At 43.4% G+C, this 26,510-nt stretch carries 21 protein-coding genes; 12 read left to right on the top strand and 9 right to left on the bottom strand.

Annotation, left to right across the window (positions count from 1 at the left end; genetic code table 11):
• Positions 1–3 precede the first annotated feature (3 nt).
• Entirely contained in the window at positions 4–1,365 is a 1,362-nt protein-coding gene (locus R8G66_10725) for a TolC family protein (protein MDW3192834.1), read from the top strand.
• Here the strand turns inward: R8G66_10725 and R8G66_10720 are convergent.
• On the bottom strand, positions 1,359–2,591 hold the full coding sequence (locus R8G66_10720; GenBank protein ID MDW3192833.1) for a D-alanyl-D-alanine carboxypeptidase: 1,233 nt from the start codon (positions 2,589–2,591) through the stop codon (positions 1,359–1,361). The two genes, R8G66_10725 and R8G66_10720, sit on opposite strands and share 7 nt — an antisense overlap.
• Before the next feature lie 221 nt (positions 2,592–2,812).
• On the opposite strand from R8G66_10720, the gene R8G66_10715 reads away from it, so the two are divergent.
• Together R8G66_10715 and R8G66_10710 are read left to right on the top strand one after the other, a co-directional pair.
• The gene (locus R8G66_10715) at positions 2,813–4,099 is read left to right on the top strand and encodes a sodium:proton antiporter (protein ID MDW3192832.1); all 1,287 of its coding nucleotides are present in this window, start codon (positions 2,813–2,815) and stop codon (positions 4,097–4,099) included.
• A 183-nt stretch (positions 4,100–4,282) separates the two neighbouring features.
• Positions 4,283–4,918, top strand: coding sequence for a GPP34 family phosphoprotein (locus tag R8G66_10710; protein MDW3192831.1), 636 nt, complete (start codon positions 4,283–4,285; stop codon positions 4,916–4,918).
• A 57-nt stretch (positions 4,919–4,975) separates the two neighbouring features.
• Here the strand turns inward: R8G66_10710 and R8G66_10705 are convergent, their stop codons facing one another.
• Both R8G66_10705 and R8G66_10700 read right to left on the bottom strand, forming a co-directional pair.
• Positions 4,976–5,440: a hypothetical protein gene (locus tag R8G66_10705; protein ID MDW3192830.1), complete on the bottom strand. Its 465-nt coding sequence runs from the start codon at positions 5,438–5,440 to the stop codon at positions 4,976–4,978.
• A gap of 1 nt (position 5,441) precedes the next feature.
• On the bottom strand, positions 5,442–6,533 hold the full coding sequence (locus R8G66_10700; GenBank protein MDW3192829.1) for an NAD-binding protein: 1,092 nt from the start codon (positions 6,531–6,533) through the stop codon (positions 5,442–5,444).
• A 244-nt stretch (positions 6,534–6,777) separates the two neighbouring features.
• On the opposite strand from R8G66_10700, the gene R8G66_10695 reads away from it, so the two are divergent.
• Positions 6,778–8,559: a glycoside hydrolase family 15 protein gene (locus tag R8G66_10695; GenBank protein ID MDW3192828.1), complete on the top strand. Its 1,782-nt coding sequence runs from the start codon at positions 6,778–6,780 to the stop codon at positions 8,557–8,559.
• 76 nt (positions 8,560–8,635) lie between these two features.
• On the opposite strand, the gene R8G66_10690 is transcribed toward R8G66_10695, so the two are convergent.
• The 3 genes from R8G66_10690 to R8G66_10680 all read right to left on the bottom strand — a co-directional run bounded on the left by R8G66_10690 (position 8,636) and on the right by R8G66_10680 (position 12,276).
• Positions 8,636–10,810, bottom strand: coding sequence for a bifunctional alpha,alpha-trehalose-phosphate synthase (UDP-forming)/trehalose-phosphatase (locus R8G66_10690; GenBank protein ID MDW3192827.1), 2,175 nt, complete (start codon positions 10,808–10,810; stop codon positions 8,636–8,638).
• 116 nt (positions 10,811–10,926) lie between these two features.
• Positions 10,927–11,730, bottom strand: a complete 804-nt coding sequence (locus tag R8G66_10685; GenBank protein ID MDW3192826.1) for a 3'-5' exonuclease — start codon at positions 11,728–11,730, stop codon at positions 10,927–10,929.
• Positions 11,731–11,736: 6 nt separating this feature from the next.
• Positions 11,737–12,276, bottom strand: a complete 540-nt coding sequence (locus tag R8G66_10680; GenBank protein MDW3192825.1) for a Mur ligase family protein — start codon at positions 12,274–12,276, stop codon at positions 11,737–11,739.
• Between the two features lie 180 nt (positions 12,277–12,456).
• Between R8G66_10680 and dnaB the strand changes: the two genes are divergently transcribed.
• From dnaB to R8G66_10665, 3 genes are all read left to right on the top strand, one after another.
• Positions 12,457–14,016 (top strand): replicative DNA helicase, encoded by a 1,560-nt coding sequence (gene dnaB, locus R8G66_10675; GenBank protein MDW3192824.1) that lies wholly within the window; start codon positions 12,457–12,459, stop codon positions 14,014–14,016.
• A 223-nt stretch (positions 14,017–14,239) separates the two neighbouring features.
• Entirely contained in the window at positions 14,240–17,005 is a 2,766-nt protein-coding gene (locus R8G66_10670) for a PAS domain S-box protein (GenBank protein MDW3192823.1), read from the top strand.
• A gap of 1 nt (position 17,006) precedes the next feature.
• Positions 17,007–17,369, top strand: a complete 363-nt coding sequence (locus tag R8G66_10665; protein ID MDW3192822.1) for a response regulator — start codon at positions 17,007–17,009, stop codon at positions 17,367–17,369.
• 13 nt (positions 17,370–17,382) lie between these two features.
• Here R8G66_10665 and R8G66_10660 read toward each other — a convergent pair whose 3' ends face one another.
• From R8G66_10660 to R8G66_10650, 3 genes are all read right to left on the bottom strand, one after another.
• Entirely contained in the window at positions 17,383–17,943 is a 561-nt protein-coding gene (locus R8G66_10660) for a hypothetical protein (GenBank protein ID MDW3192821.1), read from the bottom strand.
• A 117-nt stretch (positions 17,944–18,060) separates the two neighbouring features.
• Positions 18,061–19,113: a methylated-DNA--[protein]-cysteine S-methyltransferase gene (locus R8G66_10655; protein ID MDW3192820.1), complete on the bottom strand. Its 1,053-nt coding sequence runs from the start codon at positions 19,111–19,113 to the stop codon at positions 18,061–18,063.
• Positions 19,114–19,197: 84 nt separating this feature from the next.
• Positions 19,198–20,280, bottom strand: coding sequence for a hypothetical protein (locus R8G66_10650; protein MDW3192819.1), 1,083 nt, complete (start codon positions 20,278–20,280; stop codon positions 19,198–19,200).
• A gap of 220 nt (positions 20,281–20,500) precedes the next feature.
• Between R8G66_10650 and R8G66_10645 the strand changes: the two genes are divergently transcribed.
• From R8G66_10645 to R8G66_10625, 5 genes are all read left to right on the top strand, one after another.
• Positions 20,501–20,941, top strand: coding sequence for a hypothetical protein (locus R8G66_10645; protein ID MDW3192818.1), 441 nt, complete (start codon positions 20,501–20,503; stop codon positions 20,939–20,941).
• A 101-nt stretch (positions 20,942–21,042) separates the two neighbouring features.
• Entirely contained in the window at positions 21,043–22,908 is a 1,866-nt protein-coding gene (locus tag R8G66_10640; protein MDW3192817.1) for a hypothetical protein, read from the top strand.
• Positions 22,909–23,061: 153 nt separating this feature from the next.
• Positions 23,062–23,649: a YceI family protein gene (locus R8G66_10635; protein ID MDW3192816.1), complete on the top strand. Its 588-nt coding sequence runs from the start codon at positions 23,062–23,064 to the stop codon at positions 23,647–23,649.
• On the top strand, positions 23,646–24,524 hold the full coding sequence (locus R8G66_10630; GenBank protein MDW3192815.1) for a hypothetical protein: 879 nt from the start codon (positions 23,646–23,648) through the stop codon (positions 24,522–24,524). The genes R8G66_10635 and R8G66_10630 overlap by 4 nt, the downstream gene beginning before the upstream one ends.
• Before the next feature lie 60 nt (positions 24,525–24,584).
• Positions 24,585–26,450 carry a hypothetical protein gene (locus R8G66_10625; GenBank protein MDW3192814.1) on the top strand — a complete coding sequence of 622 codons (1,866 nt, stop codon included), beginning with the start codon at positions 24,585–24,587 and terminating at the stop codon, positions 26,448–26,450.
• The last annotated feature ends 60 nt before the right edge of the window (positions 26,451–26,510 follow it).

Genomic DNA, 26,510 nt, shown 5'->3' with positions numbered 1-26,510 from the left:
AAAATGAAACATAAGTTTTTAACGGCAATCCTTCTGGTAATCACGGTTTTGCCGTGCGTGAAGGCGCAGGATGATCTTTCGCTCAATGATGCGGTAATCATAGGGCTTGAGCGCAACTTTGATATTAAAGTTGAACAAAGGAACATCGAGATCGCACAGATGAATAATAACTGGGCGGCCCTGTTTCCCAGTTTATCTGCCAGCCTTCAGGGTAGCAGAAACACGTTCGATAACCGAGAGGCCCTGAGTCCATTTGCTATTTTAGCAAAAACGACAACCAACCAGATCCAACCTGGTGTAAATGTGAACTGGAACCTGCTGAGTATCGCTAACATTACTGTTGGGAAGCGGCAATTGGAGCAATTGCAGGCCGAATCTCAAGGCAATGCAGATATCGTAGTAGCTAACACCCTACAGGCCATTGTGCTTGGTTATTATGGGGCAGTTTTGCAAGAGCGAAGACTTGACGAGTTCGGCAAACAATTGGCACTAAGTAGTGACAAGTATGAACTATTGAAGGTTCGGTTGGAAGTAGGTACGGCAGTTACAACGGACTTGTTATTGGAAGAAGGCAATTACCTGACGGATAGTGTTAATTACGTCAACCAGTTGCTGGTTTATCAAAATGCAGTTTCCAATTTGAATTTCCTGTTGGATGAACCTAATCCAGCTCGACAGTACAATTTCACGGATGATCTTGATGTGGAATACAATGAGCTTTCCTATGAGGACCTGGAACAACAGATTGAATCACAGAACGTGGATCTACGCAAACAGTACCTCACGCAGCAAGTATTGGCATCAACCACAAGGTTGCGTCAATTGGATCGTTATCCGACTTTGAGTTTAGGAGGAAATTATTCCTGGACCCGAAATCGGCAGGATATCAGTGACTGGCCGCTTGATTTCAGAACTGATCAACAAACAGGTGCAGTTACGAATGCAGGGAACAATGAAAACTTTACCTATGGTATAAACTTCACCATCTCCTGGAACCTCTTTCAAGGAGGACAAGTAAATCGTGCGATCCGAGAAGCAGTATTGAGAGAAGATATCGCCAATATTCAGACAGAAAGACTGAAAGCCACGATTCGTAGGGACCTGGTGCAAGCATTGGACCAGTACCGGGTTAGAAAGCAGTTATTTGATATCAACGATCGCCGCTACCAGGCATCCGTTCAGAATCTGGAAATTTCTGAGGAGCGATTTAAGAATGGTACCATCAATTCCTTTGATTATCGAACGGTGCAAAATAATAATCTCGCCGCAGCGACAGTTCGATTACAATCCATCTTTGACCTGCTGGATTCTCAGGTTACATTGATGCGACTTACCGGGGGACTGACGCAGAAATACGGTCAGTAAGAATCACGGATATCTTCAAGCAGGGTCTGCATGGCTCGCTTGATCTCTGCATTAGATCGGGTAAAATGGTTGTTCATAAAACTGAAGATCAACGTTTTACCCGATTTTGTTTTTATGAATCCACTGAGACAATGGTTGTGCCTTAAAGTCCCGGTCTTCGCAAATACATAAGGTGCTTCCGCACCATACCAGCTCCTGATCGTACCACTAACACCCCCCGTTGGGAATACCACCTCGATTTCAGGCCATGGCGTATTGAGATAAGTTTCGTGGAGGATACTGACAAGGGTCCGCGGAGTTAACATATTGTATCGACTTAGTCCAGACCCATCGACCCAGATCAATGAATCCGGAGCGAATTTCATGTCTCCAGTTTTCATGCTATGAATGAACCCTTCCATGCTTCCTGATTGTTTTTGAACAGCCGCCATGTACAGCATTTGTTCTGCGAGGAAATTATCACTTCGAAGCATCATCAGGGCCGTCATTGGGAGAGAACGTCCGTTGAAAATGGTATCCGGTAAAGAATATTGAGTGGCTACTTGTGAAATGCCCGCCTTTAAGGTATCAGCGAGCAGTTCATGTACCAGTTCTCTGGATGGAACAAAAGGTGAGACCTGGATCAGGGTGTCGAGATCGGGTGATTTTTTGATGAATTGAAACAAGTTTTGGTTCCTGTCCCGGCGATATGGAGGACGTACCTCCGTAAATTCTACAAAGTCTTCAAAGAAATCAGGTGTTACTTTGGTTGCTGAATGCTGTTCTACCCAAACCAAATTGCCATAAATCGGGAAAGCATTGCGTTCAGGCTGAAAGGCGTACCCGAAATCATCCCACGACCATCCGGGACCATAACCCGGAAAATCAATTTCAGGATACTGGATGTATAATTTTTTGAGCCCAAAACCCCTTAATCGCTGTATGGCAACCTGTTGCTCAAAATCAGGATGCAGGAACGTGGGGTCACCTAAAGGTTGAATAATCAGGCTGTCGCCGCGCTGCGTGTAGGCGAACGTTGGAATGGAATCTTTCAAGTTCAATTCCGACGCATACAACGTCAGTAACTTGGTATTCGAGGCAGGAGTAAAATACTTGTCTGCATTGATGTCGACCACATATTTCTCTAAATAGGGATCGTAAACGGACATTCCGATCAATTCATTTCGGAAGACATCAGATTTATCGACCAGGCGCCTGACATCCCTTTCTACTGCAATTCGCTTCACTGAAGAGCAACTGATCAATATCAGGCTAACCCAAAATATTGCAATCGGAAATAGGTAGGTTTTACGACTCATGGATTGTAAAAAACGCCAATATCTTTGAAAATGACATAAGTTTTGCTGGATTTCGCCAGATGAATTTAAGGTGGCTTGATATTTTTTTTGTAATATTTTTATTCTTACTTTGGGTCGATTTTTAAAGGTATGAATTACACCTATCGCCAATGAGTATTCTCGACCTAATCACGCTGCTAATTTTTCTGGCAGCTGTATTTACATTGATCAACATCACAGTACTGAAGTTGCCCTCTACCATAGGGTTGATGGCTATTGCTCTGATGATGTCGGTTGTGATCCTATTGCTTGGATACGTATTTCCTGCAGTCGGTGGGGTTGCAGAATCTATTATAGAAGAATTTGATTTTCAGGAAGTCCTCCTCAATGTCATGCTCAACTTCCTGCTGTTTGCAGGAGCATTAAGTATCAATTTGAAGAAATTAATGGAAGAAAGGGTGCCGGTATTTACCCTGGCGACACTTGGGACGCTCATGTCCACTTTCATTGTTGGATACCTGATCTACTGGACTTTCCCAATACTGGGTTACAAAATTGAATTGATCTATTGTTTGTTATTCGGGGCATTGATCTCACCTACAGACCCAATTGCAGTATTGGCACTCGTGAAGAAATTCAACCTCTCCAAAAACCTGGAGATGAAAATCGCCGGAGAATCGCTTTTTAATGATGGGGTAGGTGTTGTGGTATTCCTGACTATTTTGGGAATCGCCGCACCAGAAGCCATGCATCACGGAGGAGCAGAAGCTGCTGAAGCACATGCTCCTGGGGCGGCTGATATCGCCATGCTGTTCGGAAAAGAAGTGATTGGCGGCGTGCTTATGGGAGCTATTTTTGGTTTCCTGGGTTTCCGATTATTGGATTTTATTGATAATGATCACGTAGAGCTTGAAGTTCTCGTTACCCTGACACTTGTCATGGTAGGCGGGCGCATTGCTGAGTTGCTACACGTTTCAGCTCCTTTGGCTATGGTGGTGATGGGACTCTTCATTGGTAACGAAGGTCGGGATGAAAATCTCGCAAATGCGACCGGAGAGTACGTTTTCAAATTCTGGCACTTACTCGATGAAGCTTTAAATGCCATTCTGTTCATATTGATCGGATTGGAAATGATCGTTATTGCGAAAACTTTCTCTATCGACATGATCATTGTTGGTGTAGTAGGGATTATGATTGTGCTATTTGCCAGGTTTTTGGGAGTTTCTATTCCTATCAGTATCCTTTCGCTTCGCAGAAAGTTTGAAGAAGGGACCATAAAAATATTATGGTGGGGAGGCCTTCGTGGAGGTATTTCTGTTGCGCTGGCGCTTTCTTTGTCTGATGTAGCGGGTATTCCTGAAGAAGTGAAGAATATTATATTGTTCACCACCTATTGTTGTGTGGTGTTCTCAATCCTGGTACAGGGGCTTACCATCCCTATGCTATTGAAAAAGTAAATGTTTTTTCCAAAATTTGCATTTGGAAAATAGAATAGGTTCGATTGGTCAATCCCTCAACCAGATCGTCAATTGGACTCAATCATTATGAAGAACCACCAGGCATGCAACGACCTGAAGGGTTAAGCTGGAGAATCAGAACCGAATTCTCTCAAGTTGCAAGACGAAAAATGCTGTAGACTGATGAAATTAAGTATCGCTGAAGGATTATATCTCATTGCTATGGATGATGAAGAGGGTAGATTGTTATCTGCTGCTGAGAAAAGAATCATCCCTGGTGTTATTAGTGCGATTGTACTCGAACTATACATTACCAAGAAAATTAGCCTGGAAGGAGGCGTCGTTAAAGTGATTAGTCAGGAGGGAACTGGTAACAAGATCCTCGATGACGTTGCTAAGAAAGTAGTTTCCGGGAAAAATGTAGTGACTCAGGTAGAACACCTATCTGATCATTTCAAAGATATTTTGGCGGACCTGGATGAATTACTCTCTCAAAGAGGAATTCTGAAACGTGAGGCCACCAAATTGCTTTGGATCCCACTATCGGAGCGAATGGGTAATGCCAACTATGCTTACGAGAAGGAAATTAGAAACATCCTGCGGGCCATGGTATTTAAGAATGCCAAGCCTACTCCTGCGTTCGTTGTGTTAATGTCCCTGATCTATGATTGTAACATTCTTGATGAAGTATTCAGAGATAAGGACGAATTGATTGATGCAGAGAAGGTGGCGAAGGATGTTGCCGATTCTATTGCGGTTGATCCTGATACATCAAAAGCATTGCACGATCTGCGTGCTTACTTTGAGAGACTTCCTTAAAGAAGGAATAAAAATTAATGATTGATAGATGCCAGTACTTGAATGTGCTGGCATTACTTATTTGTCCTTGTCTTCCTTGGGTCTTCTTCGGGTCCGGGTACTCACAAACTCTTCAGATTCCAGCTTCTGAATTTCCTTCAGTTGAGTACTTAGATTGTCTTGTAGCAACTGATCAGTGAGCACCTGGGCTTCTTCCAGAGGGGTTTTTGTGAGTTCTGCGTAAATCCGTGTTTGCATATCCGTGACGGTCTGTAAATACGCCATCAATGAATCTTGCTTTTCGATTAATACATTGGCTCTAAAAGCCATGAAGCCAAACCCTTCGTGAGGATTGTTGTTGTCTCTTTCCAGAATCAGGTAATCCACGCCATCTACTTGGATTGGGTCAAAGTGAAAAGTTATGTTCTCATGGCGTTCCTTTGGTTTGAAGGCTTCTCCTTCATTGAGCGCTTTGTTTCTGCAACCTGCTAGAATTAGTACCAGCATGATCATCGTAAGGATGGATGTGATTTTGCTACGCATCTTACGATTTTTTCTTGTTCTTGAAAACACCCTCTTCAACGTTGAAGACCTTCTTCAGTAGTTTGAATGCCTTTCCATTCAGGATCACGATCAAGTAGTCACCCATGCCGATCTTCAGGTCTCCTAATGGATTTTTGATCAATCTTTTGTTGCCGTATTTATCTCGCTTGGTAATACCAATCAATACAGAGTTGTACTTCTTTTTCAGTTCAAAGAAGGTCTCCTGATACGTTTTGCCTACATAAGGATTGCTAGGTGTCACCAGGAATTGCTTGATGTCATAGTCGCCATCTGACTGTGCAAATGACATGATGGACTCACTGTAAGAAGCAACGTCCGGCTCAAACATATAGCTCGCCAGAAGTTTGGACGAGATCTCATGTTTAGAAATGGTGTTGGTCACTCCGGCACTGATAAAAGTGTTCTTTAGGTCGCCATTCTCCAACGTCACTACAAATTCCAGATCGGGGTATACTTTCCTGATATTGACTATCCATACCAGTTTATCCGTATCATCCGGAAGATTTACAAAAACGATAGAACTGTGCGTTATATTGACTTTTTCCAACGCTTCAAAGTTTTTCAAGTCGTTGTAAAAGACAAATATGTTTTTTGTATCGTACGTCTCATAGATGTGCTCAAGCTCCAATTTATTGTCAGTAACGATCACAATCTTTTTACCCACCCCCATGAGCTGTTCTACGACCATTTTTCCAAAGTCATCCCATCCGATGACGATGGCATGATCAGTGAAATTAATGCCAGCGAGGCCAAGTTTTCGGTTTTCCTTTATGGTTGACATGAGATTAACGAAAGTTCCAATTAATACGATATGAACGCTCAGGCTGAGCAAAACAAAAACTGCTCCAATGAACCGGCCATAGACTGTTGCAGGGAACAGGTCGCCATAACCCACCGTAGTGAGCGTGACAATAGAATACCAGAATGCATTGGAGTAGGTGGTGAGTGCTGATTGGTCACTGATACTTTCGACCCGTACAAGGGTAATAAGCAGTATCACATAGATGACAACACCGACAAAAATGTCAAACAAAATCCCTAACTGAGGATTCTTGAAAAATCTTCTAAACATGTATAAGACGGCTTGGTTCAAATATAACCAAAAGCTTGGATTACCATCACTAGCACGACATGAGGCTTTGAAATAATCCGAAGCTGCCGATCAAGATAGGTATAAGTTGCTAAAATTCAAGTATCGATCGCTTAGTTGATTATTTTGGTAAAAAAATGAATTCATTCTGTTTAAATCTATAATTTTTCATTGTTTTCTTTAAGAAAATCATATTTCTTGCGCTTTCATTTTATTTAGATTCCCGATGAGCAGACATACTTATGATTATGGAGTGATTGGAAATTGTGCTTTTACAGCGCATGTTCACTTAAATACTAATATTTCCTGGCTATGCTGGCCCCGGTTTGACAGTAGCTTCATATTTGGAGGAATGATCGATCCTGAAAAGGGTGGGGAATTCTCCGTACGGCCACAAGGCGATAAGCTCATTTCTTCTCAATATTACATTGAGAACACCAACGTGCTTTGTACGGAGGTAGAAGGAGATAGTGGCGTGTATCGGATCACGGATTTTGCTCCTCGATTTTATCAGCAAGACCGATACTACAAGCCATTGATGTTGATCAGAAAGATCGAACGAGTCAGAGGGAATCCAAACATCATAGTGAAATGTCAACCTAAAGGGGGATACGGTGAAGTAGAGCCACAACATAGCCTCGGAAGCAACCATGTCCGTTTTCTTGGTTTGGAATCGGAGGTTAGGTTGACGACCAATATTTCGCTCAACTACATCATGGAGGAACAGAGCTTCATCCTGAATGAGACGAAATACCTGGTCATGACCTGGGGACCGCCAATGGAAGCTGCCCTGGAAGAAACGGCGGAAGTGTTCTTGAACAAAACCACCAAATATTGGCGAGATTGGGTAAAAACGGCGAGTATCGTTAACTTTTATCAACGTGAAGCCATACGGTCGGCATTGATCCTGAAGATCCATCAATACGAAGATACAGGTGCGATCATTGCAGCGACTACAACGAGTTTGCCGGAATCACCCGGAAGTACCCGAAACTGGGATTATCGCTATTGCTGGATGCGAGATACGTTCTATACACTCAACGCCTTCAATAATATTGGCCATTTTGAGGAATCGGAAAAGTATTTCCACTACATCCTCAATACCACGCATGATGAAAAAGATCGGTTCCAGCCACTTTATGGCATCACCGGAACCAAGAGTCTTGATGAACGCTCTACGGACCTTTCAGGATACATGGGTAATGTCCCGGTTCGGGTAGGTAATCAAGCTTATACGCATATTCAGAATGATGTCTACGGTCAGGTATTGGTGTCGCTGTTGCCATTGTACAACGACATGCGGATCATCTTTACAGATCGCTTTGATACTTCGGAATTGATCTGGAAGACCCTGAAAATGATCGATAAGACTTTTGATGAGCAGGATGCGGGTCTATGGGAATTCCGAAACCTGGCACAACATCATTGCTATACCTACTTGTTCCATTGGGCAGGTAGTAGTGCGGCGATGAAGATCGCTAAGGTTCTGGGAGACCAGAAGATGGGTGATTTGGCGGCCAAACTGAAAGTGAAATCTGCCAAAATGATTGAGAAGTGCTACGTGCCGGAGAAAAAGGGTTTTGCTCAGGCCGTAGGGGTGGACCGAATGGATGCGAGTACTTTGCAGCTCATCATGATGAATTACCTCCCTGGGAATACCGATAAAGCCAAGGAGCATTTGAAAGCCATGGAGAAAGAACTTCATGCGTCAGGTGGACTGTTTTACCGATACAAGCATCAGGATGATTTCGGTGAGCCTGAAACTACTTTCCTGATCTGCGCTTTCTGGTATGTGGAAGCATTGGCCTGTGTTGGTAGATTGGATGAAGCCATCGAGTACTTCCAAAACCTGGTTTCCTATAGCAATCACGTTGGTTTACTCAGTGAAGATGTGAAGGAAGGAGACGGAAGCATGTGGGGGAACTTCCCTCAGGCGTACAGCCATGTTGGATTACTCAATGCGGCAACACGCATCGCGAAGAAACTGGATCAACCGGATTTTTATTGATCATACGATCTTGGACAATAAAAAAGGCGCGAACCTTCATGATTCGCGCCTTTGTTTTTTATTCGTATTTGGTGATTTAAGCCCCCAACCCAGACAGCAATTCCCGAATCGCTACGTAATTCTCCACCCTATATTTTGCGACGGATGAAGTTGTACCTACTTTGATGGTATACGCATCTTCAGGCATGTTACGAAAGGTGTCTTCATCGGTCCAGTCATCACCACATGCCAGGTAGAATTCTGCTTTGTTTTTCCGCATCCAGGCTGCAGCCGCTTTTCCTTTGTTTACCTGAGAGTTTTTGATCTCAACGACCATGTCACCTTCCAAGACTTGCAGGTCTTTATCGTTGGTGATATACTTCAAGTGACTGGTAAGCTCACGGGTTCGGATCTCACCTAAACCTGTCTCGACTCTTCGGTAGTGCCAGACCAGCGAGTAGTCCTTGTATTCCACGAATGAGCCAGGTGTTCGATCCACGTAGCTTTTCAAGAGATTGTCGATTTCTTCCTTCCAGTCATTGTTCATATGGGTCAACATCTTCCAATCGCCATCATGGGCTTTGTTCCAGACGCCATGTTCTGCAATGATGTCGATGGGGTAAGCTGCAAGCCATTTCTCCAGTGTTTCTTTTCCGCGACCACTGATCACGACCACCTTATTTTTAGGATCACCGGTTAAGTTTTCCAAAATGTTTTTCAATGCTTTGTCCGGCTTTGAGTCATTCGGGTCGGAATGGAAGCCAACCAGGGTTCCGTCATAATCGAGGAACAATAAGCGTTTCTTGGCTTCGGCGTAATGATCCATGACCTTGTCCTTCAGTGCCTGGGTCATTGGTTTGGTTCTCAAACCTTCTTGTTCTTTTTTGATGAATTCCAATCGGGACATGAACAGTTTCACCCAATGATGGATGTTGTAGTGCTTCAGCGACTCCTGCATGCTGTCCATTCTCCGGATCTGTTCCTTTTCAGGCATGTCCAGGGCCTCTTTCATGGTTTGGGCTGATTGCTCTATGTCATTAGGATTGATCAGGATCGCATCCGAAAGCTCTTTTGAGGCACCCGCCATTTCACTCAGGACCAAAACGCCTTTCTTATCCAGTCGACTGGCAATGTATTCCTTACAAACCAGGTTCATTCCATCACGCATAGGTGTTACCAGTGCCACATTGGCCATGCGGTAAAACGCAGACAAGGCTGTAATTGGGAAACTGCGGTAGAAATAATGAACAGGAGTCCAGTTCATACGGCCGTACTTACCATTGATCCTACCAACCAACAGGTCAATTTCTTCTTTTAATTGGGCGTATTTCGGTACTGTATCTCGAGAAGGCACCACGACCATGATCAGGGAAACTTTGGATCGATAGTCAGCATAGGTTTCGAGAAATCTTTCAAATGCTTTCAGTCGCTGCGGAATGCCTTTAGAGTAATCTAGCCGATCGATGGACAACATGATCTTGTGTTGACCGACAGACGTTCGATAACGTACTTCGCGCTCCAGCGTTTCCGGCATGGCAGCTGAAGCAGCATACTTATCATAGTCGATACCCATAGGCATGGCATCTGCTAAAACCAGTCGCTGACCTACACTTATCTGCCCGTTCGAATTGCCGAGCCCGGCCAAACGGCTGACTGATGAAAGAAAGTGACGCATGTCATCATAGGTGTGGAAGCCTAAAAGGTCCGCACCTAACATTCCGTTCAATAATTCACGTCTCCAGGGTAATAATCGAAAGGATTCGTATGAAGGGAAGGGGATGTGCAGGAAAAATCCGATGGCCACATTGGGCATAATGCTTCGGATCATCTCTGGTACCAAAAGCAGCTGGTAATCATGGATCCAGAGAGTGTCACCTTCTTCAACCACGCTTTCCAATTCCTTGGCAAACTTCCGGTTCACTTTTTGATAAGCCTTCCAAAGTCCCTCATCATAAACCGTGTATTGGTTGAAATAATGAAAGTTGGGCCACAGGGTTTCATTACTGAATCCCTCATAGAAATCCTCAATTTCCTGAGCACTTAGGAAAACGGGTTTCATACTCTCGGTGGCGAGATGTTCAACGATCTCGGCTTTTTGTGAGGCTTTCGTGACAGCAAGCCCAGGCCAGCCTACCCAGATGTTATCGCCTTCGCGATAAATGGAACCAAGCCCGGTGGCAAGTCCACCTTCACTGGTGTGATAGGATAATTTATTTTTTTCTTGCGAGATCTTAACCGGTAAACGGTTAGATACAATGATGGTTTTTGCCATGATTGACAGTAGTACTTTCTAGAATGTAATATATACTGAAAACCTACAGCGGGGTGTATTGTAAGTCTTAATCAAATTTAACCCAGAATTATCTTCTGGGTTCAAGGGTTATCGGATCACTTACCGAAACTCTTCAATCTAAGTTGGGTCAATTTTCGTTTGGTGTCAAGCGGGAAGTCACCTTTCATCATCCAATCATAAAAACTGGGTTCTTTTTGAAGGACTTCAAGGACAGGCTTTCCACGGTGTTTTCCAAAATTGAAGCGTTCAATACCTTTATCATCGTAGACCATTCTTCCGGCCAGGTCAATCATCTTTTTATTGGTGAGATCATCGATCACATCCATGTCATTGGCGATGTTTCCAACTTTCTTGCCCAGTAGATCAAATACTTCCTGACCATCGTAACGCTCAATTTGTGCCTTAAACACATCCAATGTGGCCTGGGTATCGGCAAGAGCACTGTGTGCGTTGATCAAATCCTTGCCTGTGTAGAATTTAAGCGCTGCTGATAAATTTCTTTTTTCCATCATATGGAAAATCTTCTGGGCATCCAATAGCCTTCTGCTGTCCACCTCGAACTCTACATTGGCCCGTAGAAACTCTTCAACCAGTACGGGAACATCAAATTTCAGGATGTTGAATCCAGCCAGATCACAACCTTCAAGAAATTGTGCCATGCTTTTGGCTACTTGCTTGAAGTTTGGTTCGTCCTTTACATCCTCGTCGTAGATGCCATGGATCAGGCTGGTTTCCTTTGGAATATGCATTTCCGGATTGAGCCGTCTCGTTTTTTCAATTTCTTCCCCTGAGGGCATGACCTTGATCATTGCGATCTCTACAATTCGATCATGAGCAATATTGGTTCCCGTGGTTTCAAGGTCAAAAACCACTAGAGGACTTTTTAGATTTAGTTTCACTTGTCTTTAGTTTGGGTAGCTCTGGTAAGCTTTATCGAACATTTCGTCCGTAATTCCTATTCGTTTCAATAATCCCTTGGCTGCGCTGGCCCTTTCATTCAGGTTATCGATATTGCCGTACTCGATCAGCTTAATGTCTTCGCGCTCACGTTCTCCTGCAATCAGGTTGGCTACATTGTCATCCTGATAATACAATATCGTTCCCCCTTTGGGTGTTTGATCTGCCAGATTTTCAAACTGAGCCAGATAAGCTTCGAAGGAGCCGTAGGATTCCGGAAACTGATCTGACACGTGATGCAATACAATGATATGATGCTGACAATCAAAGAATTTGGCCTTATTCCCCTCGGAGGCCTGATCTTGTGCTTCTATGAGAATGACGGGTGCATCACTGAGGGAATGTTTGCCACTGGCCCACCAGAAGTCAAATTTCCGTTCATTTTGGTCAAGTACGTGCAACGCAATTTTCATGATTTCAGAGGACCCCTCACTGTCAATGATCACGATTCGCTGCTTATCCTGGATCTGCTCAAATTGTACTGGCATGCAATTGGGTTAAAGCTGCTAAAATAAGCCAATTTTAGGTGTCGAACCAATTCACTTTTTGGCTGTTGATAAGCTGTTAACATCGTGGTAGAAAACTTATTCTAATTTACCCGATATGACGACCCGATCATTTGCCGTAAGTTTGTCTTCGGTCCTTAAAAAATCTGTGTCTAATCGCCAATGGAAAGCAACAAAGCCGAAGCCCTCCGTGTAAATCCACGAACCCGAAAAACTGGTATTCAAGAACTATCAAATCAGTTGGGGAAATTGCCTCCTCAGGCGGTAGAAATTGAGGAAGTGGTATTAGGAGCGCTGATGTTGGAACGTGATGCTTTATCTACGGTAATTGACATCCTAAAACCAGCAAGTTTTTATCGCGATGCGCATAAACTGATCTATGAAGCCATTGTTGAATTGTTCAACAATACGGAACCTGTAGATATCAAAACAGTCGTACACCAACTTCGAAAGACTGGAAACCTTGAAGTGGTGGGTGGGGCTTATTATATCGCAGGCCTAACGACCAAAGTAAACTCTGCCGCGAATATTGAATACCATGCAAGGATCATTTCCGAGCAATCGATCAAACGGGAGTTGATCAAGATTTCAACAGAATTGCAGCAGGAAGCCTACGAGGATACCATTGATGTATTCAAACTATTGGATAAGGCCGAGCAAGCTTTGTTTGATGTGTCTGAGTCGCATATTCGAAAGAACTATGACAAGATGAGTTCTTTGCTGAATCAGGCCATTCAGGAAATAGAGGATCGTAAGAATAAGGAAGATGGCCTCACTGGAGTGCCTTCCGGATTTACGGCACTGGATCGGGTTACTTCAGGTTGGCAAAAAACGGACTTGGTCATCATTGCAGCACGTCCTGGTATGGGTAAGACAGCTTTTGTGGTTTCCGCGATCAGGAACGCGGCCATTGAATTCAACAAACCTGCGGCCATATTTTCGCTGGAGATGTCTTCCGTTCAGTTGGTCAATCGTCTTGTATCTGCAGAAGCAGAGCTTGAAAGTGAAAAACTCAAGCGAGGCGACATGGCGGAGCACGAATGGCAGCAGTTATTGCATAAAACCAAACAACTTGCAGAAGCACCTATTTATATTGATGATACCCCTGGACTAAGTATCCTGGAACTCAGGGCCAAGGCGAGACGTCTGGTAGCCCAACATGGTGTTAGCCTGATTGTGATTGACTACCTGCAATTGATGACAGGAGATACGTCAAAGAGTGCGGGGGGTAATCGTGAGCAGGAAATTGCTTCGATTTCCAGGGCTTTGAAGGGGATTGCTAAGGAATTGGATGTTCCGGTAATTGCACTTTCTCAGCTGAGTCGTTCCGTTGAAACACGTGGAGGCGATAAACGACCGCAACTTTCCGACCTCAGGGAATCAGGTTCGATTGAGCAGGATGCGGATATGGTAATGTTCCTTTATCGTCCGGAATATTATGGCATTACCCAAAGTGAAGATGGCATGCCTTTGCAGGGTACAGGTGAAGTGATCATCGCCAAGCACAGGAATGGTCGATTGGAAAATGTGCAACTGAAATTCATCGGTAAGTTCACCAAGTTTGCTGATCTTGACGGTGTAGATATGAGTGGTGGCGGAAACGAAACGTATGGCAATAGCTTCCCATCTGCAGGACCGCCCAATACTGATTTTACCATCACACTTCCTAGTAAGGCCAATGGAAATGACGGTCCTCCTTCAAATGACGATGTGCCTTTCTAAGTACTCGCTTTTCTTCAGATAAGCGAATTCACAGATTCATTTCGGATTTTTACCGTTGACTATCTTTTTTGCAAACAGGTAAGAAATGTTCCAGGATATTTCTAAATTGTTAAAGACCTGGATAATTGAACCCTTTGTCTGGAACAAATCAGTAACTGTCTTTTAAGTTGGATAGTGCCGAATCGTTGAAGACAATTTGAGGGAGTTTTCCTTAGCTATGGAAATGTACACACACGACTTTAAAGCATTTTTCGATCATTCGACGGACCTGTTGAGTATCACCAGTTTTGATGGCTATTTTCTAGAGCTAAATAACCAATGGAGCAATGTGCTCGGGTTTTCGCAGGAGGAATTGACTACAGCTCCATTTCTGGACTTTGTACATCCCGAAGATCGTGAAAAGACAGCTCAAAGAGTACAGGATTTTTTAGCTGGTTTGCCCCGAAAAAGCCACTTTGAAAACCGCTACAAAACCAAGTCCGGAGAAGACGTATGGTTGGAGTGGAATTCTACATTAGACAATGAAAAGCGAATTATCTATTCGGTGGCTCGTGACATTACAGCCTTTAAAAAAAGAGAAGAAGTCGAACGTCAATTCAGTAAGATCGTACTTGAACATTCCAAACTCAGTACGCTGGATACCTTAAATATTGATGACTTTACCCAGTGTTTATTGAATGCTACCATTGGGCTTTTTGAAGTTGATAGTGTGAGCTATTGGCGTTTATCCACGGACCGAAGGAAGATTTATTGTACCCATTCTGCTGAGCGTGATAATGCCATTCCCAGAAAAAACAAAGAATTACTGGAAATGGATGCACCCCGGTATTTTGAAGGGATACTTAGCAATAAAATTATCTCAGCAGATGATGCAAGGATCCATCCGAGTACGACTGAATTCAATAGTGGCTACTTACAGTCATTTGATGTCTGTTCCATGTTGGATGCTCAGGTCACCGGCGAATCGGGGTTGTGGGGGATCATTTGCCTGGAGAGTTCAGTAATCCTTAAATGGAGTGTTGACGAGCAGAATAGGTTACTATCTCTGGCGTCAGTGCTGTCTATCGCTTTGCTCAATGATGAAAGAAACAAATCCAACCAACGACTGGAACGCCTCTCAAATATCCTGGATAATGTGAACGAGGGGGTGTTCATTACTGACGCCCGGGGTGAGCTGACATTAATGAACCGCGGGTTTGAGCGGATGACGGGTTATGAGACTTCAGAACTGAGGGGCCTGGATATGGAGGCGATGCTTCAAATGTTTCAAACAGATCTGGGTCATTCAAACTTGATTTTGGAAGGGATACAGATGGAAGCACCTTTCAAACAGGAAATGCGACTCCATACGAAAGCAGGGGTCCGCATCTGGACAGAATTATCTATTGCTCCGTTTTACCAGCAAGAAGGAAAGTTGGAAGGCTTCTATGGCTTTCAGATGGACATTACCCGCCGAAAACAGGCGGAAACAGAACGAGAAAAACTGAATCGTTATTTTCAGCAACATCACCGGCTTTCTACCCAACAAGCACTGGATAGTACTGCCTTGATGCAAGCCTATGTTGAACTTGGACTGGAACTCTTTCAGCTGGAAACCGGCGTAATCAGCCGAATCAATGGCAATTCTTATGAAATCTATGCAGAGGCTTCCCAGTTGGAGGAGCCTTACCGGATTGGGGAGTCTTATTCACTTGAAAATACCCTTTGTCAGGCCCTGATTAAAAAGGGTCAAGCCATTGCAACAAATAATGTCCCTGAGAGTGCCGTAGGACTGCATACTGTTCAAAAAAATGAAGGTGTGATCGCTTATATCGGTGCTCCTATTTTTGTTAATGATGAAATCTATGGGATACTGAATTATTCTTCTCAGCATCATCGGGCCACAGACTTCAGTGAAAAAGAGATCAGTTTGCTGGAACTCATGGCACATGACTTATCAAAAAGGCTAGAGGCGGACCATACCCAGCATCAACTTCGTGAGAGTGAGGAACGGTATCGTTCAGTGGTAGATGCGTTGAGCGAAGGAATTGTAATGCAGGATACGCAGGATGCTGTGACCATGTGCAATGAAGCAGCAGCTAGCATCCTGGGACTTACCACAGATCAATTGATCGGAAAAGATTCCTATGACCCTCGCTGGAAGGCCCTGGACATGAAAGGCGATCCGATTTCACCAGAAGATCATCCTTCGATGGTCACCTCCAAAACAGGCAAGCCTGTTAGGGGGTTTTTGATGGATGTTTGGAAAGCGGATGGAGAACGGTCCATCATTTCCATTAATTCAGAGCCGGTAATCAACGAACTAGGTGAGCGATATGCGGTGGTTGCCTCTTTTTCGGATGTGACTGCTCAAAAAGAGGCGGAACTTAGCCTAAAGAAAGCTTTAGCAGAGAAAAATTTGCTTTTCAGAGAGTTGCACCATCGGATCAAGAACAACCTGAACATGGTCAATAATCTCTTGTACCTCAGGGCGCGATTTACGGAAAATGAGGAATTGATGGACTTTATCAAGGATACGCAAAACAGGATTTTATCCATCGCGAAAACTTATGATCTGCTATTGAAACTGGAGGAGTTTGACCGACTCCACACGAAAGCGTACATTGATGATCTATTGACGAGTCTGGTCAGGATCTATGCCACCCATCCTGATCGGTATGAATTGAAAATTGCCATTGAAAATCATAAATTAGATGTAGATAAAGTGGCTACTCTTGGACTGCTGGTTTTCGAGATCGTAACGAATATTTTTAAATATGCCTACGATCAAAACGAGGGTGGCGTAGTAACGGTCGATTTGGAGAAAGTCAATGATCGGTTGGAGCTGAAGGTGTCGGATAAAGGAAAAGGGCTTGATAGCCAGAAATATATGAATGGCTCTTCCATGGGAATGAGCCTGATCAAAGCCTTCGTGGCGCAACTGAAAGGAGACCTTCAAATTGAAGGAGAAGGGGGAGTTTCTTATTTAATATCATTTCCAATGACCTGATATGGCGAATAAAGTGCTGATTTACGAGGATGATCTGATTGCTTCCATGGTACTGGAAATCATGATGAAAGATCATGGGTGTGAGATTCTGAATAAATACGATTCTGCAGATGATCTGGTTCAGAATGTGTCAGATCATGCACCGGATTTCATTTTGCTGGATATCATGTTAGTAGGTGAAAAATTGGGAACAGAAGCAGCCATTGAGTTACGAGAGCATTCGAATTTACCCATCATTTTTACCTCGGCGCTAAATGATAAAGGTACGATCGAAACGATTGATGCATTAGGTAACGCTGTTTTGGTCAGCAAACCCTATGACTCAGATCGACTTGCTGAAGTGATGCGCGAGTTGCTGGATTAACGGCTGCCATTGATCAATTAGGCTCTGGTGTAGCCGCCCATTTGGCGGTCCTTAGTTTCTTGCGTCGGATCAATGATCCTGGCAAAATGAGCGCAGCAGCGGCCATGCTAAAAGTTGCCGAACCAACGTACAATTGCTTTTCGAAATCACCACCCGTTAACGATTCTCTCACGCCAAGAATTAATCCTAATGCCGCAGGTATAGCGACCAGTGTACCTTTACTGATCAATTCTCCACTGATCATTTGCTTTTTGAAGCCATGAAAAATGATCATATAATTCAGCGACCCCATTGGAATGGAATGCAATCCCTTTTTGGTAATGACCGTTAATGTATCTGCAGATAGAGTATGAAGAAATCCTTTCAATCGCCTGTTCTTAAAGGCTTTGGCCTTTACTTGTGTGCCTTTGATGACTGTGATGGACTTGCCTTTTTTCGATCGGATCTTTTTGAAGATCAGTGAGTCTGCTTGCCAGACAGGTCTTTTTAGTGATTGATGGATGTGATTGGTTTGTGCCTGGGTAAAATGGATCAGGCTGGTACAGATCAATAGCAGTAACGATAGCAGTTTCATCGGTTTTGTAGGCAGGTTTCCTATTCAACGACAGAAATGGCCATTCATTACAGGTCGAGCAAAACAAACGTAGAAAAAGCTTGAAGCTGTACACTTTCTAATGATCTAAACTTGTCCTTAGCTCCTTGCGGATTCATGATCCAGTAGCCAACGTTTCCTTTCCAATCCTCCTCCATAACCAGTGAGCTGACCACCTTTTCCAATCACCCGATGGCAAGGCACCATAATGGAAACCCGATTGTGACCATTGGCGGAGGCTACTGCGCGGACAGCTTTAGGATTGCCAACATGCACCGCTTGCTCCTGATAGCTTCTGGTATTACCATAAGGTATGGTGAGCAGTTGATCCCATACTTGTTGCTGAAAATCGGTGCCGGGCGTGTCAAGAGAAACTTCGAATGCGATCCTTTCACTGGAGAAATATTCCCCGAGTTCTTTTTTGGCTTGCACAATGTGTTGATTTTCCCCTGTAATGATCTGTGCCTTGAGCAACCGTTGAAGGTCTTTCAATTCCGTTTCAAGCATACGTCGGTCCACAAATTCCAGTAAACAGATCCCTTTGTCCGTGGCGGCAATAAACATAGGCCCTAGCGGTGTTTCCGTGCGACTGATCAGGATCAATGGCTGTTCCCGTGTATTGGTTGGAGAGCTTCCAGTGAGCTTTTTGTAGGTGTAGCCAAAACCACTTAACGATTCATAGCCATTACCGAATGCAGCATGAGTGGCCCGGTCTCCTTGTTTGAGCTCCATGTAAGCATTGTTGATCCGGTACATGCGTTGGTAAGTCTGAAAGGTAATCCCATATTGACTTTTGAACCAGCGGCGTACTGCTTCAGGACTAATACCTTGTTCCCTTAATCGATAATCGGTGATCTTTTCTTTGGGATGATCCCGCACCATGGAGATGGCCGTCTCTACAAAATCGGGGGCCGTATTGGCATTTTCAGTAGGGCGACAGATCTTGCAGGGACGATACCCCTGATCCAATGCATCCTTGAAGGAAGTGTAGAATTCGACGTTTTCTTTTTTGGGTTTTCGGGCCCGACATGTGGCAATACAAAAGACAGATGTCGTTTTTACACCGGCATAAAAGATGCCGACATAATCTGACCGCTTTTCCACCAGGGCATCATAATACGTTGTAATTCTATTGGGGTCAGTCACCAGCATCCTTCAAATCTTTAATTTTTCTCAAAGAAACCCAAGCCTTCAAGGATACTGCAACCGAAAATTGGACAAGTATTTTTTAAATGATCAGATGCTATGAGAAACATTCAATGTTGTCATCAGTGGGCTCTCTAGGGAGAACAAGTTTTGGTCACAGACCGAATTGGGTATAGACAATTCAAATCGATCAGCAGCAATGATAACGATGGTTCTGAGCAAGTATTCATAGGCGCTGTGGTCTGGTAATTCCGGGAAGCATTCTCTCACCTGTCGAACCAGTACACTTCTCGGATATGAAAGGGCAGGCATGCCATTCACGTCGAAGAATTTGAGCGTGCCATCTTCATCCATTCGAGCGTCGACCCGTGTGACTCCAGTGATTCCCACGGCTGCAGCGAGTTTTGGCATCTGATCTTGCAGTTGTTCCAGAACTAAAGTGTCTTTTACAGGAGGCATGATGATCGATGAACCTCCCCACGGACCTGTACCAATGTCCCGTTCCACCACATGGGTGTTTCCTGATACTTCTAATGATTGATAATACGTAGGAAGCAATAATTGCTGATCTCCCATCGCCAGATAACCACAGGTGACGTCTTCGCTGGGTAAGAAGGTTTCTAATAAGGCATCGCTATTCGGGAAGTCATGAAATAATTGAGTGATATGTTCTTTGGCTTCATCAAGGTTTTCTGCTTTTAGAATTCCCATGCTGCAGGATTCACTGGAGGGTTTAATCACAATGGGCCATTGCAATGCGCTTTTTTCAATTAGACGGTCTATTTGTGTGAGTCGATGGCGTGAGATGGTCAAATGAGCGGGTACCGGAATATCTGCTGCTTGCAGAAGTTGATGTGTTAGATTCTTATGGAGCATGTTCTTTAACCCTTGAACCGGGGTACCAACATAAGGCAATCCACGTTCTTCGATGTATTCCTGCAACCAGACCACCTCACCTAATGCATTGCGAGTGTAATAGGCATTGGGCCAGAGCAATGTCTGATAGGGTAGGCGGCCCAGTAACGATTCAAGTGCTTCAGATGACCGTATTTCCTCGCAATTGACATTGATGCCAAAGCCTTTGAGGGTATCCATGGCGTATTTAATGCCGGTGGGAGTATTGAGCCATCCATTGAGCCAGAAGTGCTCACTATTGATAAAAAGTATGTCCATGATGTCTGAAAAAAAATCAGCTGGTAGTATTTCTGATGAATATTAATGAATATAACTAAAACAGTTTTAAGAAATACATAGGATTTGATGAATAGTGTTAAGATTCAATGAATATGCCATTTCGTGGTTTCGGGATCATTACCGTGGAGCAAAGGATGCTGCTTTCCAAAAAAGGTAGCTAGGACTAAACCTATTCCTTGAGCGCGTGTTATCCAGTCAGATGAAACTTCGAATCACTACTTCGGTAAAAGCACCACTGCAAACTGTGAAAGATGGGTTTACCCAGGATTTATTTCTTTCACTAAATCCTCCTTTCCCACCGGTTAAGCTGCAACAATTTGATGGTTGCAAAAAGGGAGATAAAGTCCAGTTAGAATTGAACTTCATCTTTTTCAAACAACAATGGGTCAGTGATATCACAGAAGATGCAGAAACAGGAGATCGTTGGTACTTCATTGATGAGGGATCTAAACTTCCTTTTTTTCTAAAATCCTGGAAGCATCACCATTCTGTGGAGCAGCGAAACGATGGCTCCGCCATTATTGATGATATAACTTTTTCCACTGGCACTATTTTGACAGACCTGCTCATGTATCCCGCACTGTTGGGACAGTTTTTGTATCGAAAGCCGGTGTATAAACGGACTTTTGCAGGAGTGTAACAATTACCTGGATTCAGATCTGCTATGCTGATTGTATGGATTGTTGAAACCTAATTTGATAAAGTTAGTTCATAATAGGTAACAACAGATACAGCTAAATCATGCGCATCCGGCCTTTAGTCCTTATTATTTCTTTGTGTTGGATTCCATTTCTGCTATTTGGGCAGGATAATCCTGTAAATGAAATCAAGAACCCGGGACCTAAGCGAATAAAGAAATGCCGGAAATATTACGATATTGTTTCGAAACTCCCGATTGATGTACGCTACGACCTGGAGGTGAAAAACGGAGAGATCTATTTCTACTTTCGGGACAAAGATTACTTTGACAAAATATTTGATAAGCGTAAGGATGGAATTGCGGTGGACATCATTGATCGGTCTCAGATAGATTGTGAAACTGGCAACCAGTTGGGAGATAGTTGGGCACACAGAGGTGAACTACTTCCACCTATTTTCCGAAAAGAACTTAAGAAAAAGATTATCCCTTATGGCAATGGGGTAATGATCAATTTTGGTCAGTTACCAAAACATTATGATCCCTCAGAGATTGAATGTAACCTGATTGTACTGCAAAAACGATTTCATTGTGGTTATTACCTGACTTCTGGAATGGAATTCAATGATTGGGAGTTACTGGAAATGGGGCTATACAGTGACTCCATCCCCAGGGAGATCCCAAACGAATTTGAAGCAAATAAATCGTTGACGTTCACTATTCCATTTGAAAAGGATCGGGCGGCATATGAACCAGATGATATTCGTCCGATATACGATTCTCTACACCTAAGTGACTATGATATCAAATCCGTAGACATTCGGGCGTACACTTCGGTAGAGGGCACGACCACTCGAAATGAAGCATTGCAGCATCAGCGAGCTGCAAGTCTGATCAAAGCAATGGAGGCGTTTCAGCATCATGAGATTCCTTTTAATGTGTCCGCAATAGAGAACTGGAACTCATTTTATCTGGACATACACGGAACTCAGTATCAATATTTATCCAGAAAGCAGCGAGACAAAATCAAAGAAGAACTTCAGGAGTTGTCAGAAGAAAGTGAAATGGAAGCAATTCTGTCCAAACATCGAATCGGGGTGATCACAATGAACTTACAGAAAAAGGTAACCGTATTTGACGATCCCGAGACTTTGGTCGAAGTGTTTGCCCAGAAGGTCAAATTAAAGCAATTGACCTCTGCCAGGTTCCTTCAATATACCATTTTTGAGCAGATCAGAAACGAACGACTACCTGACGACTTCATCGGGCGTCTGGAAATACCACAAATAGCGGCCTTAGGTCCTTTGATGGTGAATGATCTGGTTTTTCAATACGGATATGGGAGATTTTCTGATGATGAACTTTTGAAGGCCTTTAAGGAATTATCAGTACTTATTCCAGATAATCCGAAAGTACAATATAACCTGATTGCGTTGCAGCTCAGGTCGGCCAATAGCGTTACTTTCGGAAAGGACCGGAAGTCCATATTGGCCTTGATCAAAAAGTTGCGACACAAAATAGACCCGACGTTATACACCCGGATTTGGGTCAATTACAACTTACTCGAAACAGGTTTTTTTGATCAACGCAATGCCTATCGGCATAAGAACAAGGCCATTCGTGCGATCTATCAGAATTACAGGTCTCTAGATCTTTCAGATGAAGAAAGGTTGTACCTGGCCAGGTTTCTATCACGGTACAGTCGATTTAATTGGGCTGAAAAGGTTTTGGCACAGCGAGTATATGACGAAGATGTTGACCCTGAATTGATTGACTATTACTTCCGCCTGACGCTGAAAAATTCTGAATATTTGAAGAAATCCAACTATCAGCAGCTCATTGCCTTTACCGCAGAAAATCACAATGCCATCTTTTGCAACCTGTTTAAAACCAAAGCCAAAGGAGGATATACTTTTCAATTGCTACTGAATGAGTCCCTTGCCGATACTTACTGTGCGTCCTGCAATTAAGTAACGATAGATGATCTCATCGTATTTATTGTCTCTAATTACACCAATCATCTATTAATCATGTCTGTTGGTCTAATTCAAAAAGCCACAGCCAACATTTAGAAAGGTCAGTCGGGTACAGGGGAGAAGTTTTTTAATGATAAACATCAAACCATGCTCAAGCTTACCTCAACAAGCATCAGGAAAAGAATGAGCTCCAGCTTATTTCTAATGATATGCCTCATAGGTGCTACCTATGAATTACAGGCCCAAAACCGATATTATATTGAAGAAGGGAAAGTGGCCTTTGAGTCCGATGCTCCTCTCGAATTAATCAAAGCCAGTACGGGTTCCATTTTGGGAATTCTTGATCGTGAGAAAAAGGCCTTTGCGGTATCTATTCCCATTTCTACTTTCAGAGGATTCAATGCCCCACTTCAACGGGAGCACTTCAATGAAAACTATATGGAAACGGAAAAGTATCCCAAGGGCATATACAAAGGGTTGATCACTGATGACATTGATTTTACCAAGAATGGCTATTACACCGTGACGACCGAAGGGAAATTGCTCTTACATGGGATCGAACAGGCACGTACGATCAAATGCGACATTGTGGTGGAAGATGATGTCGTTCGACTCGCCTCCAAATTTCAAGTTGAACTAGAGGAACACAACATTAAGGTCCCAACAATTGTCAGTCGGAAATTGTCCGAAGTGATCACAGTAAATATTGAAGCTGATTTTGTTTTAAAGAAATGACGGTAATAGGAAATAATAAACGAAAAGTATTCGAATATTTCTTCGAATTCTTGGTGCTCTTTGCCAGTATTTACATTGCCTTTGAACTGGAGGAATGGGATGAAGACTCGGATTTCACTGATCGGGAAATTGCCTATCTGGCCAGTATGCATCAGGACCTGTCCAAGGACTTTAATCAACTCAATAGAAGGATCATTGAGTACGATGAAAAAATCAACAGTGCATACAATGTGCTGGAGTTACTGGAGAACCCTTATACTTCAGTTCGAGCGGATATACAGCAGGAATTCAAATTGCATTTGTTTTCACACTTCAATTACAATCCAATCAATAATACCATTGAGACCTTAAAAACCAGTGGTGATCTGAAGTTGGTCAAAAATCACGGTTTCAAAATACTGCTATCGGAATTGGACAAGTCCTATGTCTCTACGGTGCATCAGGGAGAGATCTTTAATGATTACATCGAGGGAATGGAGTGGTCCGGATTCTTCATCAATCATTTCGATATGAGTAGCTTTCAGGTGTTTGATGATCAGGGGAACTTCTCCATATTGTTCCGTAATCGTGTAAGGCATTATATCTCACTGGTTGAAAACTACTACTTCCATATGCAAGGGAGCTTAAAAAAGACGGAGGAAGTGAAACTGGCTTTGGAACAGGAAATGTCACGTCGAAACATTCAATACATACCTGCCGAAATTGTCCAAACCAGTACTTCTGAAGAAGAATGGGATGACCTTAATGATGAAATGGATGCCTTTTTAGATGCGAGTGATTCCAGTGAAACGCCATCAAAAGAGAAGGAATCTGGTTCGAATATCGATACTGAAACCGATGACTTACTCGACGAATTGAACAGCATTGGGAATTGAACCAAGCTTCAGGGAGCAAGAATTTTCTATTTTGCATGATTGATACTAGAAAACAATCTAATGCTGAATTCGATCTGCCGCCTGGCGATGGTGCTGATCTGTACCTGTTTATGCTCCCCACTTAATGCCCAAATTTCAATTGATCCTGCATTATGGTTGGATGCAAATAAAGGGATAAAGGTTCAGGGGATTCGAGTCGTGGACTGGGAAGATCAGTCCCGTCATCAAAGAGACTTGAACCTGTTGCAAGGATACAATCGGGCAGATTGGGTCGATGGCGTTGACGGAAAGAAAGCGGTAGCCTTTAGAAAAGCGCACTTTGCTTTTGATGGAAGTTTTTTAGCTTATTCCGATTATACGGTTTTCATCGTAGAGGACAGGAGAGGGGCGCACCTCGCTAACTTTTTTATGGGAGGAAGGTCTTCTGTCAGGAATAGCAATCTGGTTTTAGGCTATGAACAATCCAGTCTACTTCGAATGGCGCATTATGCCAATGACCTGGATGTAAGGGTACCTCCCAATTACCTTAAACCGGGTTTGTCAGCTTTTAGGTTCAGCAGAGCAGAAGGCCGATCCATTTTCAGGCACCTGAAGGAAGTGCAATCAAGCAACACGTCGAACGATCGACAGCCACTCACTTCGTACCAGGGTGCAGTAATTGGAGGTTTTCCAGCGTTGGGACGCAGTTATACTGGTAGGATCTATGAGTTGATCATTTTTGATAGGGCCTTGTCTGATCAAGAGCGAATAGCAATCAGTGATCATCTGATCCGGAAGTATCAATTATCAGTAGAGCCACCAATACCTACAGCTGCTAAAAAAGAGATTTCCTTTACTCCTATAGATATAGAAAACATCCGCGAATTGCCAAGGTCAACGAAAACTAATTGGAAGTCTTATCAGCATTTTCCTGTTTCGTCTATTGGTGAAATAAACTCTATCACCTTGTTTGTGGATTTTGGGGACGAACCAGCAGATGGACTTGAAACCATGGCTGTAGCCTTAAACCTTCAAAAAACAGATACACTGGCAAGCTTTTATAAGAAAGTAAGTCGAGGTAAGCTCAGTGTGCGTCACCGATTCATTCACGGCTGGCGAAGGATGGAAAGTAAAGCCTATGAATTTCATGAAGGACACATCGTTATCGGGCCGAAAACTCCCAGAAAATACATTCAAGAAGCAATGGCGTTGTTCCCTGAGATTGACTTCACCCAATATCAGATTGTGAATGTGGCCACGCCGCCGATCCGGGAGTTTAGTTTGTCACCAACCCATTATTACATTAAAACACCTTCAGGAAATCGGGTTGGTTCAGTGACGATCGGTTGGGATTCACATCATGCAAGAATTCCGCCTCACAAGATTCTTATTCATGAATATGGTCATCAATTGGGACTTCCTGACCTGTATCCATATGCAGGTACAGCCGGACCGAAAGATCCGAAATCTGTACAACAAATTGCGATTGGGGAGCTGGACATGATGGCCAATGTCTATGGTTCCTGGGACATGTTGGGCTGGCATCAGTATTATTTGGGTTGGTTAAGTCCTGATAATATCGCCTTCGTTGAAGGGAAATCCTGGCAGGGCAGTATTTCGCGGATCATGGGTGATGAAGGAACTACCATGGTACTTTGGCAAAAGGAATTCAATGAAAATGAACGACCGATGATCTATGCCATTGAACAGATTGACCCACCTAAATACTATAAGAGATGGCAAAAATCGGTTGTTGTGTATTCCATTGATGTCATGATAGGTTCAGGTAAGCATCCGGTTTGGTTACATCGGAATGAAGGCGAAACCTTCTATGAAGCGCCATTACTGGTAGGAGAGAAACTAGATAATTCTAAACTTCCATTTACGGTCGAAGTGCTAAGTGAGAAGGGCGAAGACTTTGAAGTGAGCGTGGAAGTGAGGGAATAAAAAAGTCCGAGCGAGAAGCTCGGACAAGTATGTGTTTTGATGGTCTACCCTTCCTACCTG

The sequence above is a fragment of the Cytophagales bacterium genome (assembly GCA_033344775.1).
Lineage (GTDB): Bacteria > Bacteroidota > Bacteroidia > Cytophagales > Cyclobacteriaceae > JAWPMT01.
The sequence above is the reverse complement of the archived record's forward strand: the minus strand, read 5'-3'. Positions and strand labels throughout refer to the sequence as shown.

Coding starts and splice junctions, on each gene's coding strand:
- R8G66_10725 (MDW3192834.1), top strand. CDS start 4: ATGAAACATAAGTTTTTAACGGCAATCCTTCTGGTAATCACGGTTTTG.
- R8G66_10715 (MDW3192832.1), top strand. CDS start 2,813: ATGAGTATTCTCGACCTAATCACGCTGCTAATTTTTCTGGCAGCTGTA.
- R8G66_10710 (MDW3192831.1), top strand. CDS start 4,283: ATGAAATTAAGTATCGCTGAAGGATTATATCTCATTGCTATGGATGAT.
- R8G66_10705 (MDW3192830.1), bottom strand. CDS start 5,440: ATGCGTAGCAAAATCACATCCATCCTTACGATGATCATGCTGGTACTA.
- R8G66_10700 (MDW3192829.1), bottom strand. CDS start 6,533: ATGTTTAGAAGATTTTTCAAGAATCCTCAGTTAGGGATTTTGTTTGAC.
- R8G66_10695 (MDW3192828.1), top strand. CDS start 6,778: ATGAGCAGACATACTTATGATTATGGAGTGATTGGAAATTGTGCTTTT.
- R8G66_10690 (MDW3192827.1), bottom strand. CDS start 10,810: ATGGCAAAAACCATCATTGTATCTAACCGTTTACCGGTTAAGATCTCG.
- R8G66_10680 (MDW3192825.1), bottom strand. CDS start 12,276: ATGCCAGTACAATTTGAGCAGATCCAGGATAAGCAGCGAATCGTGATC.
- dnaB (MDW3192824.1), top strand. CDS start 12,457: ATGGAAAGCAACAAAGCCGAAGCCCTCCGTGTAAATCCACGAACCCGA.
- R8G66_10670 (MDW3192823.1), top strand. CDS start 14,240: ATGTACACACACGACTTTAAAGCATTTTTCGATCATTCGACGGACCTG.
- R8G66_10665 (MDW3192822.1), top strand. CDS start 17,007: ATGGCGAATAAAGTGCTGATTTACGAGGATGATCTGATTGCTTCCATG.
- R8G66_10660 (MDW3192821.1), bottom strand. CDS start 17,943: ATGAAACTGCTATCGTTACTGCTATTGATCTGTACCAGCCTGATCCAT.
- R8G66_10655 (MDW3192820.1), bottom strand. CDS start 19,113: ATGCTGGTGACTGACCCCAATAGAATTACAACGTATTATGATGCCCTG.
- R8G66_10650 (MDW3192819.1), bottom strand. CDS start 20,280: ATGGACATACTTTTTATCAATAGTGAGCACTTCTGGCTCAATGGATGG.
- R8G66_10645 (MDW3192818.1), top strand. CDS start 20,501: ATGAAACTTCGAATCACTACTTCGGTAAAAGCACCACTGCAAACTGTG.
- R8G66_10640 (MDW3192817.1), top strand. CDS start 21,043: ATGCGCATCCGGCCTTTAGTCCTTATTATTTCTTTGTGTTGGATTCCA.
- R8G66_10635 (MDW3192816.1), top strand. CDS start 23,062: ATGCTCAAGCTTACCTCAACAAGCATCAGGAAAAGAATGAGCTCCAGC.
- R8G66_10630 (MDW3192815.1), top strand. CDS start 23,646: ATGACGGTAATAGGAAATAATAAACGAAAAGTATTCGAATATTTCTTC.
- R8G66_10625 (MDW3192814.1), top strand. CDS start 24,585: ATGCTGAATTCGATCTGCCGCCTGGCGATGGTGCTGATCTGTACCTGT.